The following is a 20,276-nucleotide window of genomic DNA, read 5'->3' as shown; positions in this document are numbered from 1 at the left end:
GGATAAGAACGCTCGCGGATGATCGGCGTGAACCGTGCGCAGGCAGCCTGTTTCCTCGCACGTCTATACTGGGTGTACCCCTACAAGAAGTGAAGGAATGGCAATGAACGTACTCGGCGCAGTCATCCTGGTGGCCTTGTTTCTGTTGGCGGGCTTCACTTTGGCCAACTGGTCGGTGCTGACCGCCCCCACCCTGCTGTCGTTCGTGGCCTTCCACGTCGAAGGGCCGCTCGGGGTGATCCTGCTGGGCGTGACGCTGGTGTTGGTGGCGCTGTTTGTCCTCTATGCCCTGATGTTGCGCACGAACATGTTGATGGAGTCGCGTCGACACAATCAGGAATTGCAGGCCCAGCGCAAACTTGCGGAAAGCGCCGAAGCTTCGCGCCTGAACGAATTGCGTGCTCAGGTCACGCATGAATTCGCGCAGTTGCGCGATGCGATCGGGCAAGCTGATATCCATATGGACAAGATGGAACAGTCGATGCGGCAATCCATGAACGAAGCCGCCAATGGCCTTGCCGCACTGGTCGGCGAGATGGACGACAAGATCGACCGCGCGCTTGCGCGGAATGCAACCGAAACGAAAGGACACTGACATGAGTACCCGTGACGAATATGTGCGCAAGATGCATTCCCTGCTGGACAAGGGCAATGCCGAGATCGATGCGCTGGCGGCCAGGATGGAGCATGCCGAGGCGGGCGCGCGCGACGCGTATCAGAAGCAGATCGCTACGCTGCGCACCCAGCAGGACGAGGCGCGCACCAGGCTGGAGTCGTTGCGCACTGCGAGCGAGGGCGCCTGGCAGGATATGAAAGCCGGCGTCGAACTGGCATGGGATGCCATCGGCGAGGCGCTCGAATCCGCCCGGTCCCGCCTGGGAAATAAGTAGCCGCTCGGCGCGGCTCAGCTCAAATCGGCGCCTCAGAAACGAATGAGCTTGCAGAGTGCATCCAGCAGCCCGACCAGTTCCGTGCTGCCGTGCAGAACAGCCATGCCCCCGCGGACGCAATAACTGACGGCCATGGCGCCGAAGAGCGTCGGAATGCCCATGAGCAGCGCCAGCGTGGCCGTGTCCGGATCCTGCGCGTTGGCGTCCTTGCGGTGCCTGTATTTGAGAATCTGGACGACGGCCATGCACACGGTGGCGACCAGCGCCGTGATCGAGATCCACGCGAGCACGCCGCCCAGCATGCGGTAGACGACATCGCCGGTGTCGGCGGGCGGATCGGGAAAGGCGTTGAAAACCCCGGTGATGACCGCCAGGCAGAAGGCAATGAGGCCGGCCAGGAAATAGAGGGTGGTGCGGTAGGGATCGCCTTTNTTCTGGTCAGCGGCCTGTTGCGTGCCAAGCACAGCGGCTTTCACTACTGCGGGCAGGGCGGTCTGGAGCGTCCCCTGGACAGCCTGTTGCATGTTTTCCGTCATGGCACGACGGACGTCCTGGTCTTCCAGCGCGGCAATCACCGCGGTCTTGAGTGTGTCCGGCATGGTGTCCTTTCTGGGCAGTCCCACTTGGTATAGCCGAGAATCCGGGTTGGAAGCGCGTCCTGCCGCATCGCAGGATAATGCGGTTGTCGATCGGGCTGGATAAATTTTCGTGGCGATGGAATAAACCGGGGCGTCCCGGTGTTTACGTCCATGCAGGCTGACTGCATCCCTCCATTTTCGAGAAAAGGACTTCCCATGAAAACCGCATTCACTTCCTCCCTGGCGGGCCTGGCCCTGCTCGTTGCCTGTGCGACGCCGAACGCCGCGCCCGTGGCCATGCAATCGGGCGTGCTGACCAATGCCGACGGCATGACGCTGTATGTGTTCGACAAGGATGCCGCCGGCTCCGGCAAGAGCGCGTGCAACGGCGATTGCGCGACGAACTGGCCGCCGCTGATGGCAACGGCCGGCGACAAGGCGAGCGGCGACTACAGCATCATTACCCGCGACGACGGCAGCCGCCAGTGGGCCTACAAGGGCAAGCCGCTGTATCGCTGGGTCAAGGACCAGAAGCCTGGCGATACCACGGGCGACGGCGTGAAGAACGTGTGGCATGCGGCTAAACCCTAAGCCGGACCTGATCGAGCACCTGCCCCGTCTGCGCCGCTACGCCCGGGCGCTGACGGGCGATGTCGTGCGTGCCGACGATCTGGTGCAGGACACGCTCGAACGCGCGCTGGCCAGGCTCGACCTGTGGCAGCCCGGCAGCGACCTGCGCGCCTGGCTGTTCACGCTGATGCACAATCTGTTCGTGAACCAGTTGCGGACCCGCCGCCCGCAGGACACGGCGCTCGACGAGGCTCTGGACATCCCGGTGAGCGGCGGACAGATGGAAGCGCTGGCGGCGCGCGACATGCACGCGGCGCTGGTGCGCTTGCCCGATGAGCAACGGGAAGTGATCCTGCTGGTCGGGCTGGAACAGTTTTCCTATGCCGAGGCTGCCCAGGTGCTGGGCGTGCCGGTCGGCACGATCATGTCGCGTCTCGCCCGTGCGCGCGAGCGGATGCGACACATGCTGGCGGGGGCGCCCGCCGTACAGTTGAAGGTGGTGAAATGACGGATCCTGTGCGCGAGGACGATTTGCATGCCTATGTGGATGGCGCGCTGCCCGAGGCGCGGCGCCTGGACGTCGAGGCTTGGCTGGCTGCGCATCCGGAGGACGCCGCGCGGGTACAGGCATGGGCTGGACAGAACCAGGCGCTGCATGCCGCATTCGATGGCGTGCTCAACGAACCCTTGCCGATCGACCTGGTACGTGCGGCGCGCCGCCGGCCGGTCCGTGCGCCGTGGCGGGCGATGGCGGCGGCGCTTGCATTGGCCGCCAGCGGCCTGATCGGCTACGGCATCGGCCTCAGAGAGGATCAACCCGTCCCGGTGCCGTTGCATTTCGCCCGCGATGCAGCGATCGCGCATGCGGTGTTCAGCNCCGAGGCGCGGCACCCGGTCGAGGTGGATGCGGCCCACGCCGCGCATCTGGTGAGCTGGCTTTCCAAGCGCGTCGGCGTACCGATCAAGGCGCCGGAATTCGGTGCGCTCGGTTTCGAACTGCTGGGCGGGCGCCTGCTGGCGGGCGAATCCGGCCCGGTGGCACAGTTCATGTACCAGGATGCGGGCGGGCATCGCGTCACGCTCTATGTGCGGCGCGCCGTGACGGGCAATCGCGAGACGGCGTTCCGCCACGTCACCGAAAACGGCGTCGAGGTGTTCTACTGGATCGACCGCGATTTCGGCTATGCCCTGTCCGGCCAGATCGCGCATCAGGACATGCAAAAACTGGCCGACGCGGCCTATCGTCAGATGATGGGCGGTTGATCGAAGCATTGCGGAGGCCTGCGGGCAGCTGTCGTCCGCTCCCGCGCGCATCGGCGCTGGACGGACGCACTCAGAGCGCAGCGCCAAGGCTCCAGTCCAGTATCCGCCAGCGCCGTTCGCGGCTGCCTTCGACGGCGATCTGGTACCCCAGGCGGCGGATGGCGCCGGGGCGGGTAAGGAAGGTCTCTTCGCGAAACGGCAGGGTGGAATGTTCGATACGCCAGGGATTCGGGCCCATGCGATAGCCGAAGCTGATTTCGACATCCAGCCATTCGATCCATTGCGCATGCGATGGCTGCATCCTCGCGATGAGGTGCGGCAGGTCGGGCGCATCGGGCAGCGAATAGGGGCGGCCTTGCACATACATGAAGCAGGCCCCGGCGACGAGCAGCCAGGCCGGGCGGACGGGCTGTTCGCCCGCTTCCATCACGAGCTCGAGTGCGGCGGTGCCGCCGCGGCTGGGCGGCAGGCGTACCCAGGTCTCCAGGTAGTCGGCCTCGATACCGGTTTCGGTCAGGCGTTCGCCGTCGAAGACCATGCGGCCGATGTCGCGGTTGCCGTTGGAAGGTTGGAAATCCATCTGGCGATGCCAGGTGCAACGTTCGCCATCGATCTGGGTGACGCCGCAAAACCCCTGCTGGCGCGCCAGCCAGGCCAGCTGGGCGACGCTGCATTCGGCGAGGCTGTCGACGCCGGAGAAGTCCGGCCGCCCGGCAGGGAGGCGCAGGTCGGCATGCCAGCGCGGCGTCTGCAGCCAGAAGACGTGGCTGTGCGTGTCGCGTAGATTGGGAGTTTCCAGCAGGCTGCGGCGCCACACGCCGAGATAGGCGTTGGGAACCGGCGCGGGGGCTACTGCCATGTCGGCCTGGGGAGCGAAGTAGCGCCGTGACAGATCGCGCAAGGCGCCGGCAAGGCCTAGGTCGTTACGATTCATGCTCATCCGGATGGTTCATGTCGGTTTGGCTGGCGCCGCCGGCGCACAGCAAGGCTTCCATTTCGAGCGCGGGGATCGGACGGCTGAAGTAGTAGCCTTGCAGCTCGTCGCAACCGTGCTGGCGCAGGAACTCGAGGTGCGCAAGGGTTTCCACGCCTTCGGCCACCACCTTGAGCCCGAGCGCATGGCCGAGCGTGATGATGGCCCGCACGATGGCGGCATCGTCGGGATCGCTGTCGATGTCGCGCACGAAGCTTTTGTCGACCTTGAGGCGGTCGACGGGAAAACGCTTGAGATAGCTGAGGCTGGAATAGCCGGTGCCGAAATCGTCCACCGCAATGTCGACGCCCAGCGTCTTCAGCGACTTCATGGCGACATTGATGCGCTCGGCATCGTGCATGACGAAGGACTCGGTCAGTTCCAGTTCCAGGAAGGCCGGGTCGAGTCCGGCTTGCGTCAGGGCGGATGCCACCGCCTGCACCAGCCCGGTATGGCGGAACTGGATGGGCGACAGGTTCACCGACACGTTGATGGGCGGCAGTCCGGCGCGCTGCCAGGCGCTGTTCTGGCGGCAGGCCTCCTCCAGGATCCATTGCCCGATCGGAATGATCAGTCCGGTTTCCTCGGCGATTGAGATGAAGCTGTCGGGCGGGATGATGCCCTTGCCTGGGCAATCCCAGCGGATCAGGGCTTCTGCGCCGATGATGTGGCCGCTGGCGACGTCGATGCGGGGCTGGTAGTAGACGCGGAATTCCTCGCGCTCCAGTGCGTGACGCAGGCTGTTTTCCAGTTCGAGGCGTTCGCTGATCGCCTGGTTCAGTTCGGGCGTATAGAAGTGATAGGTGCTGCGGCCGGATGCCTTGGCCTTGTACATGGCGGCATCGGCGCAGCGCAGGAGGGCGTCCGGATCGCCGCCGTCCTGTGGGTAGCAACTGATGCCGACGCTGCAGCTGAGCCCGTATTCCTGGCCCTCGTCCATCCAGGGTTGTGAAATGACTTCCAGCAGGCGGCTGACGATGGCGAGGATTTCATTTTCCTCGTGCAGTTCGGTGAGGACCAGGACGAACTCGTCGCCGCCCTGGCGCGCCACGCTGTCGTGGCTGCGGACGCAGGCGATGAGGCGGTCGGCGACTTCCAGCAGCAGGCGGTCGCCGACATGGTGGCCGAGGCTGTCGTTGATCAGTTTGAAGTGATCGAGATCGACGAACACCACCGCCACCAGATGATGGTCGCGCTGCGCCTTGACGATGGCCTGTTCGATGCGGTCGCGCAGCAGCGAGCGGTTGGGCAGGCCGGTCAGGCTGTCATGGCTGGCCTGGTGTTCGAGCACGGCTTCGTGCTGCTTGCGCTCGGTGATGTCGACCACGGTGCCTTCGAAGAACTGCACGCTGCCGTCGGCATCGCGCACCACGCGCGCATTCTCGGAAATCCAGATGATGCGGCCGTCGTGCCGGTATACCTGCGATTCGAAATTGCGCACCACGCCATGCGCCTGCATCAATCGCACGAATTCGGCGCGCCGTTCCGGCAGCACATAGAGCTGACGCTGGATGTCGTGCAGGTGCGCAACCAGTTCGCCCGGCGAGGCGTGGCCGTAGATGTGCGCAAGCGCCGGATTGGCATTGAGGTAGCGGCCCTCCGGCGTGGTCTGGAAGATCCCCTCGGTGGCGTGCTCGAAAATGCTGCGATAGCGCCGCACCGCTTCGTGCAGCGCTTCGTTGGCGGCCATGCGCTCGGAAATGTCCTGGATGAATCCCTCGATCCAGGCCAGGTGGCCGTATTGGTCGTACAGCCCGACACCGCGCTCCAGGACCCAGCGCATCTTTCCGTCGGCACGGCGGATGCGGTATTCCACGTCGAAGGCTTCGTTGGCCGCGAGGGCGGCGCGGATCGTGCGGGCGACGTGCTCGCGATCCTCGGGCAGGGTCATCTGGTCATAGGACACGCGGTTGTTGAACACCAGTTCGTCGGGGCGGTAGCCGGTGAGCTTGTGGCAGCCTTCGCTGACGTATTCCATCGTCCAGATGGCATCGATGCGGCAGCGGTAGATCATCCCGACCAGGTTGTCAGTGATGGTGGTGAGCAGGCGCGTGACGTTGAGCGGCGCCGTCGGATCCGTCATGTCCGGCTCGATGGGCTGCAGGTTTTCGACCCTATTCATGGAATGCAGGGAAGCGTCGCAGCGTTCGTCAGATGGCGTGGCCATTCGCCGGCAGGGATGTCGGTTGCGGTGGCGAGCAATCGCTTCGGCAGGCGGTTCTGGCGCATGGTGTACTCCGTGGAAATATCGGGTTTGCAGGTCCCGGGAGCACAGGGGACGCGTACTTCCGGGTGTTTGTCCCGCCGTGGCCCTCGCCTGTCGACGGGATCGGAACACCCTGGCCTCCTGCGGGCGATGCAGACGACAAGCGCCGCTATTCCCGTTGAACATCAGAGAGCAATAGATGTGCCATCGGAATCCGGTATGCGAGATGGGGGCCGCCGCCGTGTATTGGCGTGGTGGGCGCAGGGCGCATGCACCGTAGTGGTGGAGGATGACGACGGTCCATGGCCTGAATTGGTGCGGCCGCGGACGTGCATGCACCACGGTGGACTGTCGAGGAGGCTGTCCGTGAGACAGTTCGATGTACGCAGATGCGATGCAGCATCCGGCAGGTACGGAATTTCACGGGGACGACTAGGGTGTTTGCTTAGTACGCTTCAGCCGGTTCGTGCGCCACCGATAACGCTGTCAAGCGCAGGCAAGCTCCACGTCTGCCCGCCACTCAACTTGATAGAAGAACTGGGGTACTGCTGTGGAATGGATTCGTGAGGTCAGTTTGGTGCGCCGGGTCATGATCGGATTCTGGGTCATGGCCACGGTGGTCGGCGTGTTGGGGGCGAGCGCGATCTGGTCGCTGCAAAACAGGGCTGCCATGCTGCAGCATGCAGCCATGGGCGGTGCGGCGGGAACCGCCNCCGGATCGGAAGCGGAATGGGTGATCGGCTTGATTACCCTGGCGGGCGTCGGATTTGCGCTGCTGGCAGGCTGGGCGATTCGCAGGAGCATCAAGGATTCGGTGGAGTCCACCGTGCAATGCGTGGCGCGGGTTGCGGGTGGTGACCTCGAGACCGTGATCAGCTCCNCCGGCAAGGACGAGATTTCCTGGCTGCGGAGCGAGCTCAATTCGATGCGGAAGAAGTTGCGCACCATGGTGCTCGAGGTGCGCCAGACCGTGGAGAACGTCAACAGCGCGTCCGAGGAGATCGCCAGCGGGAATACCGATCTGTCTTCCCGGACCGAGAACCAGGCGAGCGCACTGCAGCAGACCTCGAGCTCGATGCAGCTGCTCGCCGGGATGGTGCGCAGCAACTCGCAAAGTACGCAGGAAGCCCGCGATGTGGTCGCGCAGTCGAGCAAGGTGGCCTTGCTCGGCTCGCAGACGATGCAGGATGTGGTGGTGCAAATGACCGAAATTCATGACGGGGCCGCCCGCATCGGCGAGATTGTCGGGGTGATCGACAGCATAGCCTTCCAGACCAATATTCTTGCGTTGAATGCGGCGGTCGAGGCGGCCCGTGCGGGCGACAGCGGGCGCGGCTTTGCCGTGGTCGCGTCCGAGGTGCGCGCGCTGGCCCAAAGCAGTTCAAGCGCGGCGCGTGAGATCAAGGCGCTGATCGACGCCTCGACCGCGCGGGTCGAAGCCGGGTCGAAGCTGGTACACGATGCCAAGCGCACGATGCAGGAGATTTTCGAGAGCGTGGCGCGCATGGCGGAATTGATCGTCAGCATCGCCGATGCCGGGCAATCGCAGAACAATGACATCGGCCAGATGAACCAGGCCATTTCGCAGCTCGATACGATGACGCAACAAAATGCCGCGCTGGTCGTTCAGCTCAGCGCGGCGGCGCAGTCGTTGAAGGCGCAGTCGGGGCAGCTCAGCAGTTCAATGGCGGCGTTCCGCGTCGCGGCTTGATGGTCGTCACGGCACGGTAAGGGCGTCGGGATGCCGGACGGCATCCCGACGCCCTTTATTGGGTGGCTTTTCGGTAGGCTTCGCGCTAGCCTCAAGAAAACCGACCCCATGCACTTTACACCTGAAGCCTTCCGCGCCTGGCCGACCAAGCGCATTACCCTGCTCGGCATGTCCGGCGTCGGCAAGACGCACATCTCCTCCATGCTGCGCGGCCACGACTGGTTCCATTTTTCCGGCGACTACCGCATCGGCACGCGCTACCTCGACGAACCGATTCTGGATCTCATCAAGCAGCAGGCGATGAGCGTGCCGTTTNTGCGCGAGCTGCTGCGCAACGACTGGATCGACATCAAGAACAACATCAAGATCCACGACCTCGGCCCGGTGCTGACCTTCGTCGGCAAGCTCGGGNGGCCGGAATGGGGCGGGCTCCCGCTCGACGAGTTCTCGCGCCGCCAGGCGGCCTACCGCGATGGCGAAATCGCCGCCATGCGCGACGTGCCGGCGTTTATCCGCAAAGGCCAGGAAATCTACGGCTATCATCACTTCGTCAACGACGTCGGCGGCAGCCTGTGCGAGCTGGACGAACCCGGCGTGGTCGAATTGCTTGCCGAGCATACGCTGATCCTCTATATCCAGACCACGACCCGCGAAGAGGAGGACACGTTGATCAAGCGCGCGCAGTCCGATCCCAAACCGCTGTATTTTCGCCCGGCCTTCCTCGCCGAACAGCTGCCGGCCTACCTGAAGGAAAAGGGCATCGAGTTCGTGGCGCAGATCGAGCCCGACGACTTCGCCCGCTGGGTGTTTCCGCGCCTGTTCCACTCGCGCATTCCCCGCTACGAGGCGATCGCCAAGCCGCATGGCTATACGGTGACCTCGCAGGAGGTGGCCCAGGTGCGCGACGAACGCGATTTCCTCGCGCTGGTCGAGTCAGCCGTTGCGCGCAAGAAGGACTGACGATGCCGCTGGTCGCGCATAACNCCCTGCCCACCTTCGAGCGCCTGCGCCGCGACGGCATCACGGTGCTGTCGACCGAGCGCGCGGCCAACCAGGAAATCCGTGAGCTTCATGTCGGCCTGCTGAACATGATGCCGGACGCGGCGCTGGAAGCGACCGAACGGCAGTTCTACCGGCTGGTCGGCGAATCGAACCCGATCGCGCAGTTCTACATGCATCCCTTCACCTTGCCGACATTGCCGCGCGGCGAGGCGGCGCAATCGCATATCGCGCAGTATTACGAAAGCTTCGACGCGATCCGCGAGAAAGGACTCGATGCGCTCATCATCACCGGTGCCAACGTCACCCATTCCGACCTTGCCGACGAGCCGTTCTGGCAACCGCTGATCGAAGTGATCGACTGGGCCTGGGACAACGTCACCTCGACGCTGTGTTCGTGCCTGGCCACGCATGCGGTGATGCAGTTCCGCCATGGCCAGGCGCGCATCATGCAGCCGCGGAAGATCTGGGGCGTATTCGAGCATCGCGTGACCGATGGCCGCCACCCGCTGGTGGCCGACGTGAATACGCGTTTCGACGTACCGCATTCGCGCTGGAACGACATCTCGCGTGCGCAGTTCGAGGCGGCAGGGGTCAAGGTGCTGGTCGAAAGCGTGGAGGCCGGCGTCCACATGGCGGTGAGCGGGGACGGCCTGCGTACCGTGTTCTTCCAGGGACATCCCGAATACGACACCGTCTCGCTGCTGAAGGAATACAAACGTGATCTGATGCTTGCCGCGGCAGGCAAGCTGCCTGCGNTTCCCCCATTCCCCGAGCGCTATTTCAGCCGCCAGGCGCAGGCTCTGCTGGCCGAGTACGGCAGCCGCACCCAGGCGGGCGAGATGTTGACCTTCCCCGAGGCGCAGGTGCTGCCGCTGCTCGACAATACCTGGCACGACACGGCCGAAGGCGTGGTCGGCAACTGGATCGGCTGCGTCTACCAGGTCACACACCGCGAACGCGGCCTGCCCTTCATGCCGGGCATCGACCCCGACAATCCTTTAGGGCTGGCGTGACGGAAGCACGCGCGGACTTCGATGAGGCCCAGGGTACGCTGGTCGTCAGTGGTGCCTGGCATGCCGGAGCCGCATCGGTCTTGCCGGCACTTGGCGGCAAGACTGTACGTGCCATAGATGGCGCCGGGGTCACCCAGCTCGATACCAATGGCGCGTGGTTGCTGCTGTCCGCTGTCCGTCCGCGGGCGAACGACCCGATGCCCGCGTTGCAGGCTTTCCAGCCGCAGCACCTGGCGATACTGGAATTGGTCAACCGCCACAGCGCAGCCTCGGCCGCGCAGCCCGGGCACCGGCGCGAAAGCGTGCTGGCGATGACCGGCCGCGGCGCACAGGTAATGGCGGAGCATGCGCTCGGCCTGCTCGATTTCGTCGGCCGACTGTCCATCGAACTGTGGGTATTGCTGGGCAAGCCCGGCGGCTGGCGGTGGCGCGAATTCGCGGCCCAGGTGCGCGCGGTGTTCGTCGGTGCGATTCCCATCGTGTCCGCCATGCTGTTCCTGCTGGGCGTGGTATTCGCCTACCTGCTGGGGGACCAGGCGCAACAGTACGGCGCCAACATCTTTGTGGTCGACGGCCTGTTGCTGGCAATCCTGCGCGAGATCTCGCCGGTCATCGTCGCCGTTCTCGTGGCCGGGCGCACGGGTGCCGCCATCACCGCGCAGCTCGGCACCATGAAAGTCACCGAGGAGATCGATGCCATCACCACGCTCGGCCTGTCGCCGCTGGCTGTCCTGGTGATTCCGCGCATGCTGGCGCTGCTGATCGCCATGCCGCTGCTGGTATTCATCGGCGATATCGCCGGGATTGCCGGCGGCATGCTGGTGGCGCAGCAACAACTGGATATTTCGTATTCCATGTTCATGGACCGGATGGCCGATGTGATCCTGCTGAAAACCCTGGTGGTGGGACTCGGCAAGGCGCCGGTGTTCGCCATGTTCATCGCGCTGATCGCCTGCCGCATGGGCCTGTCGGTGACCCGCGACGCGCGCAGCGTCGGCGCCAATACGACTTCCACCGTGGTGCAGAGCCTGATCGCCATCATCATTCTCAACGCCATTTTTGCCGTGACGTTCGTGCGGCTGGATATCTGATGGCCGAGTCCGTGATCGAGGTCCGTGACGTGTCGACCACACTGGGCGGACACAGCATCCATCGCGGCCTCAGTCTGTCCGTCGCGCGTGGCGAAGTCGTCGCGCTGATCGGTGGCAGCGGCACCGGGAAATCGGTCCTGCTGCGCGAGATCATCGGCTTGTTGAGGCCGCAAGCGGGGCATATCGAAGTATTCGGACAATCGGTCCTGGACAGTACGACCGAGCAAATGAATGTGCTGCGGCGGCGCTTTGGCGTGCTGTTCCAGGATGGCGCCTTGTTTTCCTCGCTCACGGTAGAGGATAACGTCGCCACGCCGCTGTTCGAGCATACCGACCTGCCGCACGCCATCTGCCGCCGACTGGCCCGGCTGAAACTCGCGCTGGCCGGCCTGCCGCCGGATGCCGCGGACAAGCGGCCGAGCGAGCTCTCGGGCGGGATGCGCAAGCGGGTGGCGCTGGCGCGCGCGCTGGCGCTCGACCCGGAATTGCTGTTCCTCGACGAGCCGACTTCCGGCCTCGACCCGATTTCCGCCCGCGCGTTCGACGCACTGATCCGGCTGCTGGCCGACAGCCTGGGCCTCACCATATTCCTCGTCACCCACGACTTGGATACACTGTTTTCGATTATCGACCGCGTCATCGTGCTGTCGAACGGCCGCGTGCTCGGCAGCGGCACGGTGGCCGAACTGAAGCACATCGACGACCCGTGGCTCAACGACTATTTCGCAGCGCGGGCTCCGGAGGAGAGACCCAACATGGAAACTGAAGGTCGCTACACACTGGTTGGCGCGGTAGTGCTGGCTGTGGTTGGCCTGCTGACCCTGGCCATCGTGTGGCTGACGGGCGCGGCCGACACCATCGCCTATCAGACGTATACGATTTATTTCAAGGAACAGTCGCTCGACGGCCTGGCGGTCGGCAGCCCGGTGAAAATGCGCGGCATCAAGGTGGGGGTGGTCGACGGCTACCGTTTCTCCAACAAGCAGGAAGAAGCGGTCGCGGTTACCGCACGCATCGACGAAGGAGTGCCGGTTCATAGCGGTGCTACGGCCTTCATCAAGCGCAACCTGGTGACCGGCATTGCTGCCGTTGAAATCACCAATGGCCCGATCGAAAGCCCGCTGCTCAGCAAGGCGCCCGATGGCGAGCGCTATCCGGTCATCTCCGAGGGCAGTTCCGATATCGACAAGGTCGCGACCGCCCTTTCGCGGCTGGCGGTGAACGGTGCGCAGGTGCTGGAANAAATGAATACGCTGTTGTCGGATGAGAACCAGCATGCCATCGGCCAGACGCTGGCTAATCTCAATGAACTGTCCCGCCACCTGGCGGCCAACAAGAAAGACCTCACCGCGGCCGTGCGGAGCATCCGCGCCGCTTCCGATGAATTCCGTCTGGCCGGCGCCAGCATCGGCCAGGCCGCCACCCGCGCCGAAGTCAACATCGCCAGCGTAGGGCAGAACGCCAACGCTGCGCTGAAGGAAGCCACGGTCGCGATGGTGAAACTGCAACGCGACGCCAATCTGATTTCCCAGCAGGTTCAGCAGCTCAGCGAATCCGGCACGCTGGAATTGAACAGCGTCAGCCGCGACGTGCGCACCAGCGCCGATGTGCTCACCACGGCCGGGCAGCGCCTGTCGAATCCGCGTGCCATCCTGTTCGGCCCCGACAAGAAGCAGCTCGGCCCCGGAGAGAAACTTCCATGAAAACCGGTCTTTCCCTGATCGCCCTCGTTCTTGCACTGAGCGGCTGCGTCAATTTCGGCCAGAGCGCCAACGCGCCCGGCGTGGTGTATTACGTGCTGAACGACGCAGAGCCCGCCGCCGCACCGACGCCTGTACCTGCCGACGCCCTAAAGGACTCCGATTCTCTACGGGCTGAAACCCGTGAGAAATCGTATGCCCCTACGCTGCGGGTGCTCGATACCACCACCGGCGGTTTTTACGATAGCGACCAGCTCGTCTTCAGCCGCAGTGCCGGCACCCGCGGCCAGTACCAGTTTGCCCGCTGGACCGAGCGGCCCGGCAGGCGCTTCGCCGAACTGCTGCGCGCCCGGCTCGACCGGCTTGGCCGCTACCGGGTCGCGCCCGCCGGCGGGTCGTGCGCAGCGACCTGATGCTGGATACCCGGCTGGTCGAGTTCTATCACGACGCCACCCGCGAGCCGGGGCAGGTGCGGCTGGAACTGCGTGCCGAACTGATGGACCTGAAGCAGCGCAGATTGCTGGGCCGCCATACGTTTGAACAGAAGGTGCCGTTGACGACCTACGATGCCGCCGGCGCCGCCCAGGCGTCCAACCTGGCAGTCAGCCGCGTGCTCGACGACGTGAGCGCCTGGCTCGCCACCTTCAAATAAGCGCCTAGAATGCTAAAAGCAGACCCCACAACAAAAGGAGAGACACCATGAAACGCCTGCTTGCCGCCCTGTGCCTGTGTTCCGTCGCTGCCCTTGCCCACGCCGAAATCATGCAGAAATTCGGCCAATTCGAAATCCATTACAACGCCTTGACCACCGACGAGCTACAGCCTGAAGTCGCACGCACCTACAAGATCGAGCGCAGCAAGACACGCGGCCTGCTGACGATGTCGGTGCTGAAGAAGAACAAAGTCGGCGTGCTCAGCCCGGTACCGGCCAAGCTGACCGTCTACGCCACCAATCTCACCCGCCAGCTGGCTGACGTGAGCATGCGCGAAATCAAGGAAGGCACCGCGATCTATTACCTGGGCGAATTCCGCGTCGCGCCCNCGGATACGCTGACCTTCACGGCGACCGTGGAAGTGCCGGGAGAGCTCAAGCAGGAAATGACCTTCGACCAGAAGTTCTTCAAGTAAACCCACGCGGAAGCGTGGTTCAGGCGTGGGACAGCGCGGCATACCCCAGCGTCATCAGTCCCCACACGCCGAATCCCGCCACCGTCAGGCCGGCTGCACGCCGCAGCCACAGCTGCTGCATGAACGGCTGGATCTGGCGGGCGAACAGCCCCATGCCCAGCAGGTTGGGCAGCGTCCCGAGTCCGAATGCCAGCATCAGTGCCGCGCCCGAGGTGGCGCTACCAGCCGCCAGTGCCGACACCAGAACCGAATACACCAAGCCGCACGGCAGCCAGCCCCAGGCCATGCCGGCCAGCACTGCCTGGGGCAGCGACTTTACCGGCAGCAGTTTCTGAAACAGCGGCTTGACCCGTCGCCACACCGATCCGCCGGCCCGTTCGAATACCAGCACCCATTGATTGAAGCCTGCCAGGTACAGGCCGAGCAGGATCATCACGGCCTGCGCCAGCACATACAGCACGGTCTGCACCGGCATGAATTCCGCCAGCTTGAGCGAAGCACCCAATGCGCCGGCCAGCGCGCCGAACAGTACATACGACGACACACGCCCCAGGTTGTAGGCCAGGTGCAGACGGAACGGCGGCGTGCTGCCATCGGCGCGGAAGGAGAACGCCGCGACGATGCCGCCGCACATGCCGACGCAGTGCACCCCGCCGAGCAGGCCGGCGAGCAGGGCGGTCAGGAGGGAGAACTCGATCATGGCTTTTCCTGCTTCCTGCTTGCTGCTTCCTGCTCACGGGCGACCAGCCATACCAGCAGCAGCACCGGAACGCCGATCAGCGCGGTGCCGGTGAAGAACGTTGCCCAGCCATAGGCGTCGACGAATTCNCCGGAAAAGCCGGCGATGAACTTGGGCAGGAGCAGCATCACCGAGGTGAACAGCGCGTACTGTGTGGCCGAATACGCCTGGTTCACCAGGCCGGACAGATAGGCGACGAAGGCGCTGGATGCGATGCCGGCGGAGAGATTGTCGGCCGACACCGTGAACACCAGCGCGCCCACATCATGCCCGCGGCCGGCCAGCCAGACGAACAGCAAGTTGGTCGCTGCCGACAGCAACGCACCGAGAAACAGCGTGCGCATCACGCCGAGACGCATCGTCAGAAGCCCGCCGAGCCCGGCGCCGGCAATGGTCATGATCACGCCGAACACCTTGGACACGGTGGCGACTTCGTCCTTGGTGAACCCCATTTCCTGATAGAAGGGATTGCTCATCACCCCCATCACCACGTCGGAAATCCGATACAGCGCGATCAGTGCCAGCATCAACAGCGCCTGCCATTTGTAACGCTGGATGAAATCGATGAAGGGCGACAGCACCGCGTCGTAGAACCACGCGGTGGCGTTGAGCAGCCCGTCCGACAACCCAAGCGAGGCGAACTTCGCGCGCGCATGCAACTCGCGTTCGCTTGTGGTGTGGGGAATTTTCTTCTCGGGTTCGCGGATGGTCAGCGTGGTGAGGATGCCAACCGCCATCAGGGCCGCCATGACCGTGTACGCCACCTGCCAGGGGTGGAAGTCGTAGGCGGCCGTGGTTGTGTCGACGCTCGCCGCGATCCACAGCGCGCCGGCACCGGCCGTGATCATCGCGATGCGATAGCCCGCCTGGTAGGTGGCCGCCATTGCGCCCTGCTTCTCGGTTTCCACCGCCTCGATGCGGTAGGCGTCGAGCGCGATGTCCTGCGTCGCCGAGGCGAAGGCGACCGCCAGCGCGAAATACACCGTGTGCGCCAGGTTCAGCACCGGGTCGGTGTTCGCTATCCCGAACAGCGCGGCGGCGATGCACACCTGCGACAGCAGCAGCCACGCCCGCCGCTTGCCCAGCCGTGCCGTCAGGAAGGGCAGCGGCAGCCGGTCCACCAGCGGCGACCACAGGAACTTGAAGCCATAGGCCAGTCCCACCCACGAGAGATGCCCGATCGTCGCGCGCGCGATGCCCGCTTCCGACAGCCAGAACGACAGCGTGCCCAGCACCAGCAGCAGCGGCAGCCCGGCGGAAAAGCCGAGGAACAGCATGCCGACGACGCGTGGGTGGGTGTAGACCTTGAGGGCGGCAAGCCAGGGGTGGGCGGTCATGAGTGATGGGCCATTGGGGGAGAGGTGTGATTTAGCCTTAACTAAACAATTTGTTTAGTTAATGAAAATCAAATTCCTTTAACTAAAGAACAGGCTAAGGTAACGATCAAATGAATAAACACGCCCACGTTGCTGACCGGTGATCTCGATCAATATCCCCAGTTTTTCCAGGTCACGAATAAGGGCATTGGCCGTTGGGGTACTGACAGACAGCGCCACTTCCACATCCATTGCCGACACCATTGGCTTGCGATAGAGCAGATTGAGCATCAGTCTCGCGTTAGGCGTGCGCTTGCCCAGTGACAGGACGGCGTGTTCGACTTCTGTCCGCAAGGTCAGGATTTTACGGAATACGTCACGGCCCTTTGTTGCGGTCTCAGCCACGCCCCCGAGGAAGAATCGGATCCAGTGAATCAGGTCATTCGAAACCCGTACGCGCATCAGGGCGTCGTAATAGCTTGCGCGGTTGCGCTCGAAGTAGTCCGAAAGATAGAGCGAAGGCTTGGCCAGCAAACCGTGGTTGACCAGATAGAGCGGGATCGGCAAGCGCCCGATACGTCCATTGCCATCCAGGAAAGGGTGGATCGTTTCGAACTGATAATGGCTGATGGCCACGCGAATCAGGTGTGGGACAGCCACATGTTCGTTATGCCAGAACTTCTCCAAATCGCTCATCAGATCGGGCACTTCATCGGGATGCGGCGGAATGAAAACCGCGTCCGCAAGGCTGGCGCCGCCGATCCAGTTCTGGCTTGAACGAAATTCACCCGGCTGCTTGTGTTCGCCGCGTACACCGCGCATCAGGATTTCGTGGGTGTGCTTGAGCAGGCGGTTGGATAAGGGCAGCGTGGCCAGTTCGCCGATAGCCACATTCACTGCGTCGATGTAATTGCGAACCTCGCGCCAATCGTTGCGTTTTTCCGGCTGGATCTGTTCTTCCGACAGCAGCGCCTCATCGATTCCGGTCTGGGTTCCCTCGATCCGGCTGGATGTTTGTGCTTCCTTCACCACGTGCATCTCGATGAAGAGGTCGATATCCGGAACGATCAGCGAAAACGCATTCAGCTCGCCGAGCGCCCGATTGGCATCTTCCAGCAGGGTGTTGATGGCGGGNTCGTCCCAGGTCCAGACATGATTCACCAGCGAAGGTGAAAAGCTCTTGTATTGATATTGCGGGTGCCAGTCCCCGGCCTTGAATTGCTCGAATTTCATACCTTTGCCCCCTCGGTCTCGGACGTGCTGGCCATCTTGCGTACCCGTTTCCTGGCGGCCGTTTGCGGCAGCAGCGACGTCAGTGCCTGGTAGCGCTGGAACAGGAACGCCACCCGCTCGGCGTCGGACTTGAAGCCGGTCTTGCCGTAAGCCTTGTCCACCACGGCGTCGAGCTTCTGGTGTGCCTTCAATAGCGTGGGCGGCATGGTCAGCGGGTCGTAGAGGTCGGCGAGCGAGGCATCGGGGAAAGCAGCACGGGTATCGAGCACGGCTTGGGCGGCAGCTTCAATGGCCTGTTGGGTCTTGTTGTCCGGAGCGTCGGGCCAAGGGAAATTGTTGTAGACGATGCCGACGGAGTAGCGGCAGTCACTTTTTAATCTACCCGCAACGTAACGTATCCAAGCATTGTGCATCGTAGAAGACAGCACGGCGAAATAATACGGAGTGGCATCAGGCAGTACATATATTTGGTTAGAGGCGACTACATCGGCAGCTAGGAAATCGATCGGAATGAATGCTCGACGTTCAGAAGAGACAGTGGGGAAGGCAAGATAATCAGATTCTGGTTGCCGAATTTCGGCAAAAATCGTTGGTGTTGCCGCCAGATCGCGGGTCGTCTTCCTATCGCTTGCTATGCGCCACTTACGAACTGCTTCAACGCGTTTCAATATGGTGGGCATTTGCCCCAACATTTGCGGCTGAATACTCAACAGCCAAAGGCAATAACGCTTCTCACTATGTAGTAATTCTCGGCCACCAATGAAGGGCCGTATAAAGGCTGCAGAACCTGGATTCTCTTCGATGATGGAATCGCGTTCTGCTTCGGTGAGTGTGTAGTTTCCATCGTCAAGGGCAAAACTCCCGTAGGAAATTTCACTTACGGGACAAATAGGTGCGGGGCGATTAGTTAATAGGACATCTGGGCCGTCAACAAGGTATGGGTTGATTTGGTTAGCAGGTACGGCATGCGGTTTGCCGCGAATATCTTCGTACTCAAAAATGGTTTTGTTATCTGTGTCGTTTAGGCCAAAACCGATGATGACGCAATGCACGGCGGCCTTGCCTCGAGCTTCGTTGTTCCATTGGAAGGTGCGGTGGGCGAAATGGATGTGCGTGCCCTGTGCCAGCAGCCAGCTCCACAGCACGCCGACTTGTTCGCCTTGGGTGATGGAGTTGGTGGAAACGAAGGCGGCGCGGATGTCATCATTGCAAGACGTAACCGAAATAGTCCAGTTTTTGTGTTCTGGATCGCCACACTCCTGCGGTACTCGCGGTGGCGCCGCCATATATCGAATGGCCTTGACGTACCAAGCGCATACAAAATCTAGAACACCAAAGCCTTTCAAGACACTCATAACAGATTCGAAATCTGATTTCTGCGCGGAAGATTGTTCTTTTTTCCCNAGAAACGGTGGGTTGCCCATAACATAACTGCAGCGCTCCGCCGGCAGCACACTATTCCAATCTAGCGTGAGTGCGTTGCCGTGGACGATCTTGGGACTGGTCTTGAGCGGAATGCGGGCGAAATACATGCCGAATTCCTCGCTGACCTTGAGGTTCATCTGGTGGTCGACCAGCCACAGCGCGACCTGGGCAATCTGGGCGGGGAACTCCTCGATCTCGATGCCGTGGAACTGGTCGACGTCGATGGAGAGCAGCTGGAAGATGTCGATCAGCGACTGCTTGAACTCGCGCTCCAGCGCGAGCGAGGCGCGCAGGATGTCCAGTTCCAGCAGGCGCAGTTCGCGGTAGGCGATGACGAGGAAATTGCCGCAGCCGCAGGCGGGGTCGAGGAAGGTGAGCCCGCGCAGCTTCTGGTGGAACTCGAACAGCCGGTTGCGATTCTTCTTCACCTTGTCGAACTCGGCCCACAGCGCGTCGAGGAACAGCGGCTTGATGAGCTTGAGGATGTTTTCCTCGCTGGTGTAGTGCGCGCCGAGGTTGCGGCGCGCCTGCCTGTCCATGATGCTCTGGAACAGCGCGCCGAAGATGGCCGGCGAGATCGCGCTCCAGTCCAGCGCGCAGGCGTCAAGCAGGGCTTCGCGCATGGCCGAGTCGAAATCGGCGATGGGAATCGCTTCCTCGAACAGGCGGCCGTTGACGTAGGGGAAGGCGGCGAGCTGGTCGTCGAGCGCCTTGCCGCGTTTGGCGTCCGGCGTGTTCAGCACCTGGAACAGCTGGGCGAGCAGGGGGCCGAGGTCGGAGCCGTCTTCCCGGGTGCGTTCCTCGATGTAGGTGCGCAGTGCCTGGGCAGGCTGGAAGATGCCGGTGTCGTCGGCGAACAGGCAGAACAGCAGGCGCACCAGCAGCACTTCGAGCGCATGGCCCTCGAAACCGCTGGCCTTGAGCGCGTCGTGCAGCCGTCCCATGCGCTCGGCAGCCTGGATGTTGACCGGGTTCTGCGGCTTGATCTCCTGCGTTTCGTAGCCGGCGACGAAGCCGAAGTGGCGGATGTGCTTGTGCAGGTCCTTCAGCGCAAATTCTCGGGTGTCGCCGGTTTCCAGGTCGTAGAGGCGGAAGCGGGCGAAGTCGCACACGACGATGTGGCGCGGCAGGTCGCGCTCCTTGATGCCGGGAAAATAATCGAGCGCCTGCGAGAAGGCGCGGTCGAGGTCCTTGCCGCGCGATTTCTGCTCGACCAGCAGCACGCCGGGCCAGAACAGGTCGACGTAGCCCTGGCCGCCGCCGAATTTCTTGACCGCATGCTCGAAGGTGGCGACGCGCTTGTTGGTGATGCCGAAGATTTCGAAAAANGCGATCCAGAACGGCTTGGCCTCGCTGGCCTCATCGGCAGCGTCGGCCCATTCGCGCGAGAACGATAATGCGCGGGATTTGATCTCGTTCCAGGAAAGCGGCATGACTG

19 protein-coding genes are annotated in these 20,276 nt (G+C 62.9%); 13 read left to right on the top strand and 6 right to left on the bottom strand.

Annotated elements, in window-relative coordinates; all coding sequences use genetic code 11:
- Positions 1-97: 97 nt before the first annotated feature.
- The 5 genes from HZY77_RS09865 to HZY77_RS09845 all read left to right on the top strand — a co-directional run bounded on the left by HZY77_RS09865 (position 98) and on the right by HZY77_RS09845 (position 3,301).
- Complete coding sequence (locus tag HZY77_RS09865) at positions 98-595, top strand: hypothetical protein (RefSeq protein WP_296814185.1); 498 nt, start codon at positions 98-100, stop codon at positions 593-595.
- Between the two features lies 1 nt (position 596).
- Entirely contained in the window at positions 597-890 is a 294-nt protein-coding gene (locus HZY77_RS09860) for a coiled coil domain-containing protein (RefSeq protein WP_296814182.1), read from the top strand.
- A 794-nt stretch (positions 891-1,684) separates the two neighbouring features.
- Entirely contained in the window at positions 1,685-2,059 is a 375-nt protein-coding gene (locus HZY77_RS09855) for a hypothetical protein (protein WP_296660062.1), read from the top strand.
- Positions 2,043-2,546, top strand: a complete 504-nt coding sequence (locus HZY77_RS09850) for a sigma-70 family RNA polymerase sigma factor (RefSeq protein ID WP_296814180.1) — start codon at positions 2,043-2,045, stop codon at positions 2,544-2,546. The genes HZY77_RS09855 and HZY77_RS09850 overlap by 17 nt, the downstream gene beginning before the upstream one ends.
- Positions 2,543-3,301 carry an anti-sigma factor gene (locus tag HZY77_RS09845; protein WP_296814178.1) on the top strand — a complete coding sequence of 253 codons (759 nt, stop codon included), beginning with the start codon at positions 2,543-2,545 and terminating at the stop codon, positions 3,299-3,301. The genes HZY77_RS09850 and HZY77_RS09845 overlap by 4 nt, the downstream gene beginning before the upstream one ends.
- Before the next feature lie 70 nt (positions 3,302-3,371).
- Here the strand turns inward: HZY77_RS09845 and HZY77_RS09840 are convergent, their stop codons facing one another.
- Complete coding sequence (locus HZY77_RS09840; protein ID WP_296814176.1) at positions 3,372-4,235, bottom strand: hypothetical protein; 864 nt, start codon at positions 4,233-4,235, stop codon at positions 3,372-3,374.
- Positions 4,225-6,396, bottom strand: coding sequence for a bifunctional diguanylate cyclase/phosphodiesterase (locus HZY77_RS09835; RefSeq protein ID WP_296814174.1), 2,172 nt, complete (start codon positions 6,394-6,396; stop codon positions 4,225-4,227). The genes HZY77_RS09840 and HZY77_RS09835 overlap by 11 nt, the downstream gene beginning before the upstream one ends.
- A 634-nt stretch (positions 6,397-7,030) precedes the next feature.
- Here HZY77_RS09835 and HZY77_RS09830 point away from each other — a divergent pair.
- The 8 genes from HZY77_RS09830 to HZY77_RS09795 all read left to right on the top strand — a co-directional run bounded on the left by HZY77_RS09830 (position 7,031) and on the right by HZY77_RS09795 (position 14,125).
- Positions 7,031-8,191: a methyl-accepting chemotaxis protein gene (locus HZY77_RS09830; protein ID WP_296814172.1), complete on the top strand. Its 1,161-nt coding sequence runs from the start codon at positions 7,031-7,033 to the stop codon at positions 8,189-8,191.
- Between the two features lie 108 nt (positions 8,192-8,299).
- Positions 8,300-9,151 carry an ATPase gene (locus HZY77_RS09825; protein ID WP_296814170.1) on the top strand — a complete coding sequence of 284 codons (852 nt, stop codon included), beginning with the start codon at positions 8,300-8,302 and terminating at the stop codon, positions 9,149-9,151.
- Between the two features lie 2 nt (positions 9,152-9,153).
- Positions 9,154-10,206, top strand: coding sequence for a homoserine O-succinyltransferase (locus HZY77_RS09820; RefSeq protein WP_296814168.1), 1,053 nt, complete (start codon positions 9,154-9,156; stop codon positions 10,204-10,206).
- A complete protein-coding gene (locus tag HZY77_RS09815; RefSeq protein WP_296814166.1) occupies positions 10,203-11,297 on the top strand; it encodes an ABC transporter permease in 1,095 nt (364 codons plus the stop codon). Before HZY77_RS09820 ends, HZY77_RS09815 begins: the two co-directional genes overlap by 4 nt.
- Positions 11,297-13,000 carry an ATP-binding cassette domain-containing protein gene (locus HZY77_RS09810; protein ID WP_296814164.1) on the top strand — a complete coding sequence of 568 codons (1,704 nt, stop codon included), beginning with the start codon at positions 11,297-11,299 and terminating at the stop codon, positions 12,998-13,000. The genes HZY77_RS09815 and HZY77_RS09810 overlap by 1 nt, the downstream gene beginning before the upstream one ends.
- Positions 12,997-13,410: an ABC-type transport auxiliary lipoprotein family protein gene (locus HZY77_RS09805; RefSeq protein WP_296814162.1), complete on the top strand. Its 414-nt coding sequence runs from the start codon at positions 12,997-12,999 to the stop codon at positions 13,408-13,410. Before HZY77_RS09810 ends, HZY77_RS09805 begins: the two co-directional genes overlap by 4 nt.
- Complete coding sequence (locus HZY77_RS09800) at positions 13,395-13,649, top strand: hypothetical protein (protein ID WP_363153544.1); 255 nt, start codon at positions 13,395-13,397, stop codon at positions 13,647-13,649. The genes HZY77_RS09805 and HZY77_RS09800 overlap by 16 nt, the downstream gene beginning before the upstream one ends.
- Positions 13,650-13,696: 47 nt before the next feature.
- A complete protein-coding gene (locus HZY77_RS09795) occupies positions 13,697-14,125 on the top strand; it encodes a DUF4426 domain-containing protein (RefSeq protein ID WP_296814160.1) in 429 nt (142 codons plus the stop codon).
- Positions 14,126-14,144: 19 nt separating this feature from the next.
- Here HZY77_RS09795 and HZY77_RS09790 read toward each other — a convergent pair whose 3' ends face one another.
- The 4 genes from HZY77_RS09790 to HZY77_RS09775 form a co-directional block, all read right to left on the bottom strand.
- A complete protein-coding gene (locus HZY77_RS09790) occupies positions 14,145-14,825 on the bottom strand; it encodes a sulfite exporter TauE/SafE family protein (RefSeq protein ID WP_296814158.1) in 681 nt (226 codons plus the stop codon).
- Entirely contained in the window at positions 14,822-16,201 is a 1,380-nt protein-coding gene (locus tag HZY77_RS09785) for an MFS transporter (RefSeq protein ID WP_296814156.1), read from the bottom strand. Before HZY77_RS09785 ends, HZY77_RS09790 begins: the two co-directional genes overlap by 4 nt.
- Positions 16,202-16,279: 78 nt before the next feature.
- On the bottom strand, positions 16,280-17,341 hold the full coding sequence (locus HZY77_RS09780) for a Fic family protein (RefSeq protein ID WP_296814154.1): 1,062 nt from the start codon (positions 17,339-17,341) through the stop codon (positions 16,280-16,282).
- 68 nt (positions 17,342-17,409) lie between these two features.
- On the bottom strand, positions 17,410-20,271 hold the full coding sequence (locus tag HZY77_RS09775) for a DNA methyltransferase (RefSeq protein WP_363153541.1): 2,862 nt from the start codon (positions 20,269-20,271) through the stop codon (positions 17,410-17,412).
- Positions 20,272-20,276: the final 5 nt, after the last annotated feature.

It is taken from the genome of Thiobacillus sp., from assembly GCF_013693775.1.
Lineage (GTDB): Bacteria > Pseudomonadota > Gammaproteobacteria > Burkholderiales > Thiobacillaceae > Thiobacillus.
This window is presented reverse-complemented; position numbering and strand designations above follow the sequence as displayed.

Bases quoted from the DNA above. Each gene is read 5' to 3' on its own strand.
- HZY77_RS09865 (WP_296814185.1), top strand. From the start codon at position 98: ATGGCAATGAACGTACTCGGCGCAGTCATCCTGGTGGCCTTGTTTCTG.
- HZY77_RS09860 (WP_296814182.1), top strand. From the start codon at position 597: ATGAGTACCCGTGACGAATATGTGCGCAAGATGCATTCCCTGCTGGAC.
- HZY77_RS09855 (WP_296660062.1), top strand. From the start codon at position 1,685: ATGAAAACCGCATTCACTTCCTCCCTGGCGGGCCTGGCCCTGCTCGTT.
- HZY77_RS09850 (WP_296814180.1), top strand. From the start codon at position 2,043: ATGCGGCTAAACCCTAAGCCGGACCTGATCGAGCACCTGCCCCGTCTG.
- HZY77_RS09840 (WP_296814176.1), bottom strand. From the start codon at position 4,235: ATGAATCGTAACGACCTAGGCCTTGCCGGCGCCTTGCGCGATCTGTCA.
- HZY77_RS09835 (WP_296814174.1), bottom strand. From the start codon at position 6,396: ATGAATAGGGTCGAAAACCTGCAGCCCATCGAGCCGGACATGACGGAT.
- HZY77_RS09805 (WP_296814162.1), top strand. From the start codon at position 12,997: ATGAAAACCGGTCTTTCCCTGATCGCCCTCGTTCTTGCACTGAGCGGC.
- HZY77_RS09790 (WP_296814158.1), bottom strand. From the start codon at position 14,825: ATGATCGAGTTCTCCCTCCTGACCGCCCTGCTCGCCGGCCTGCTCGGC.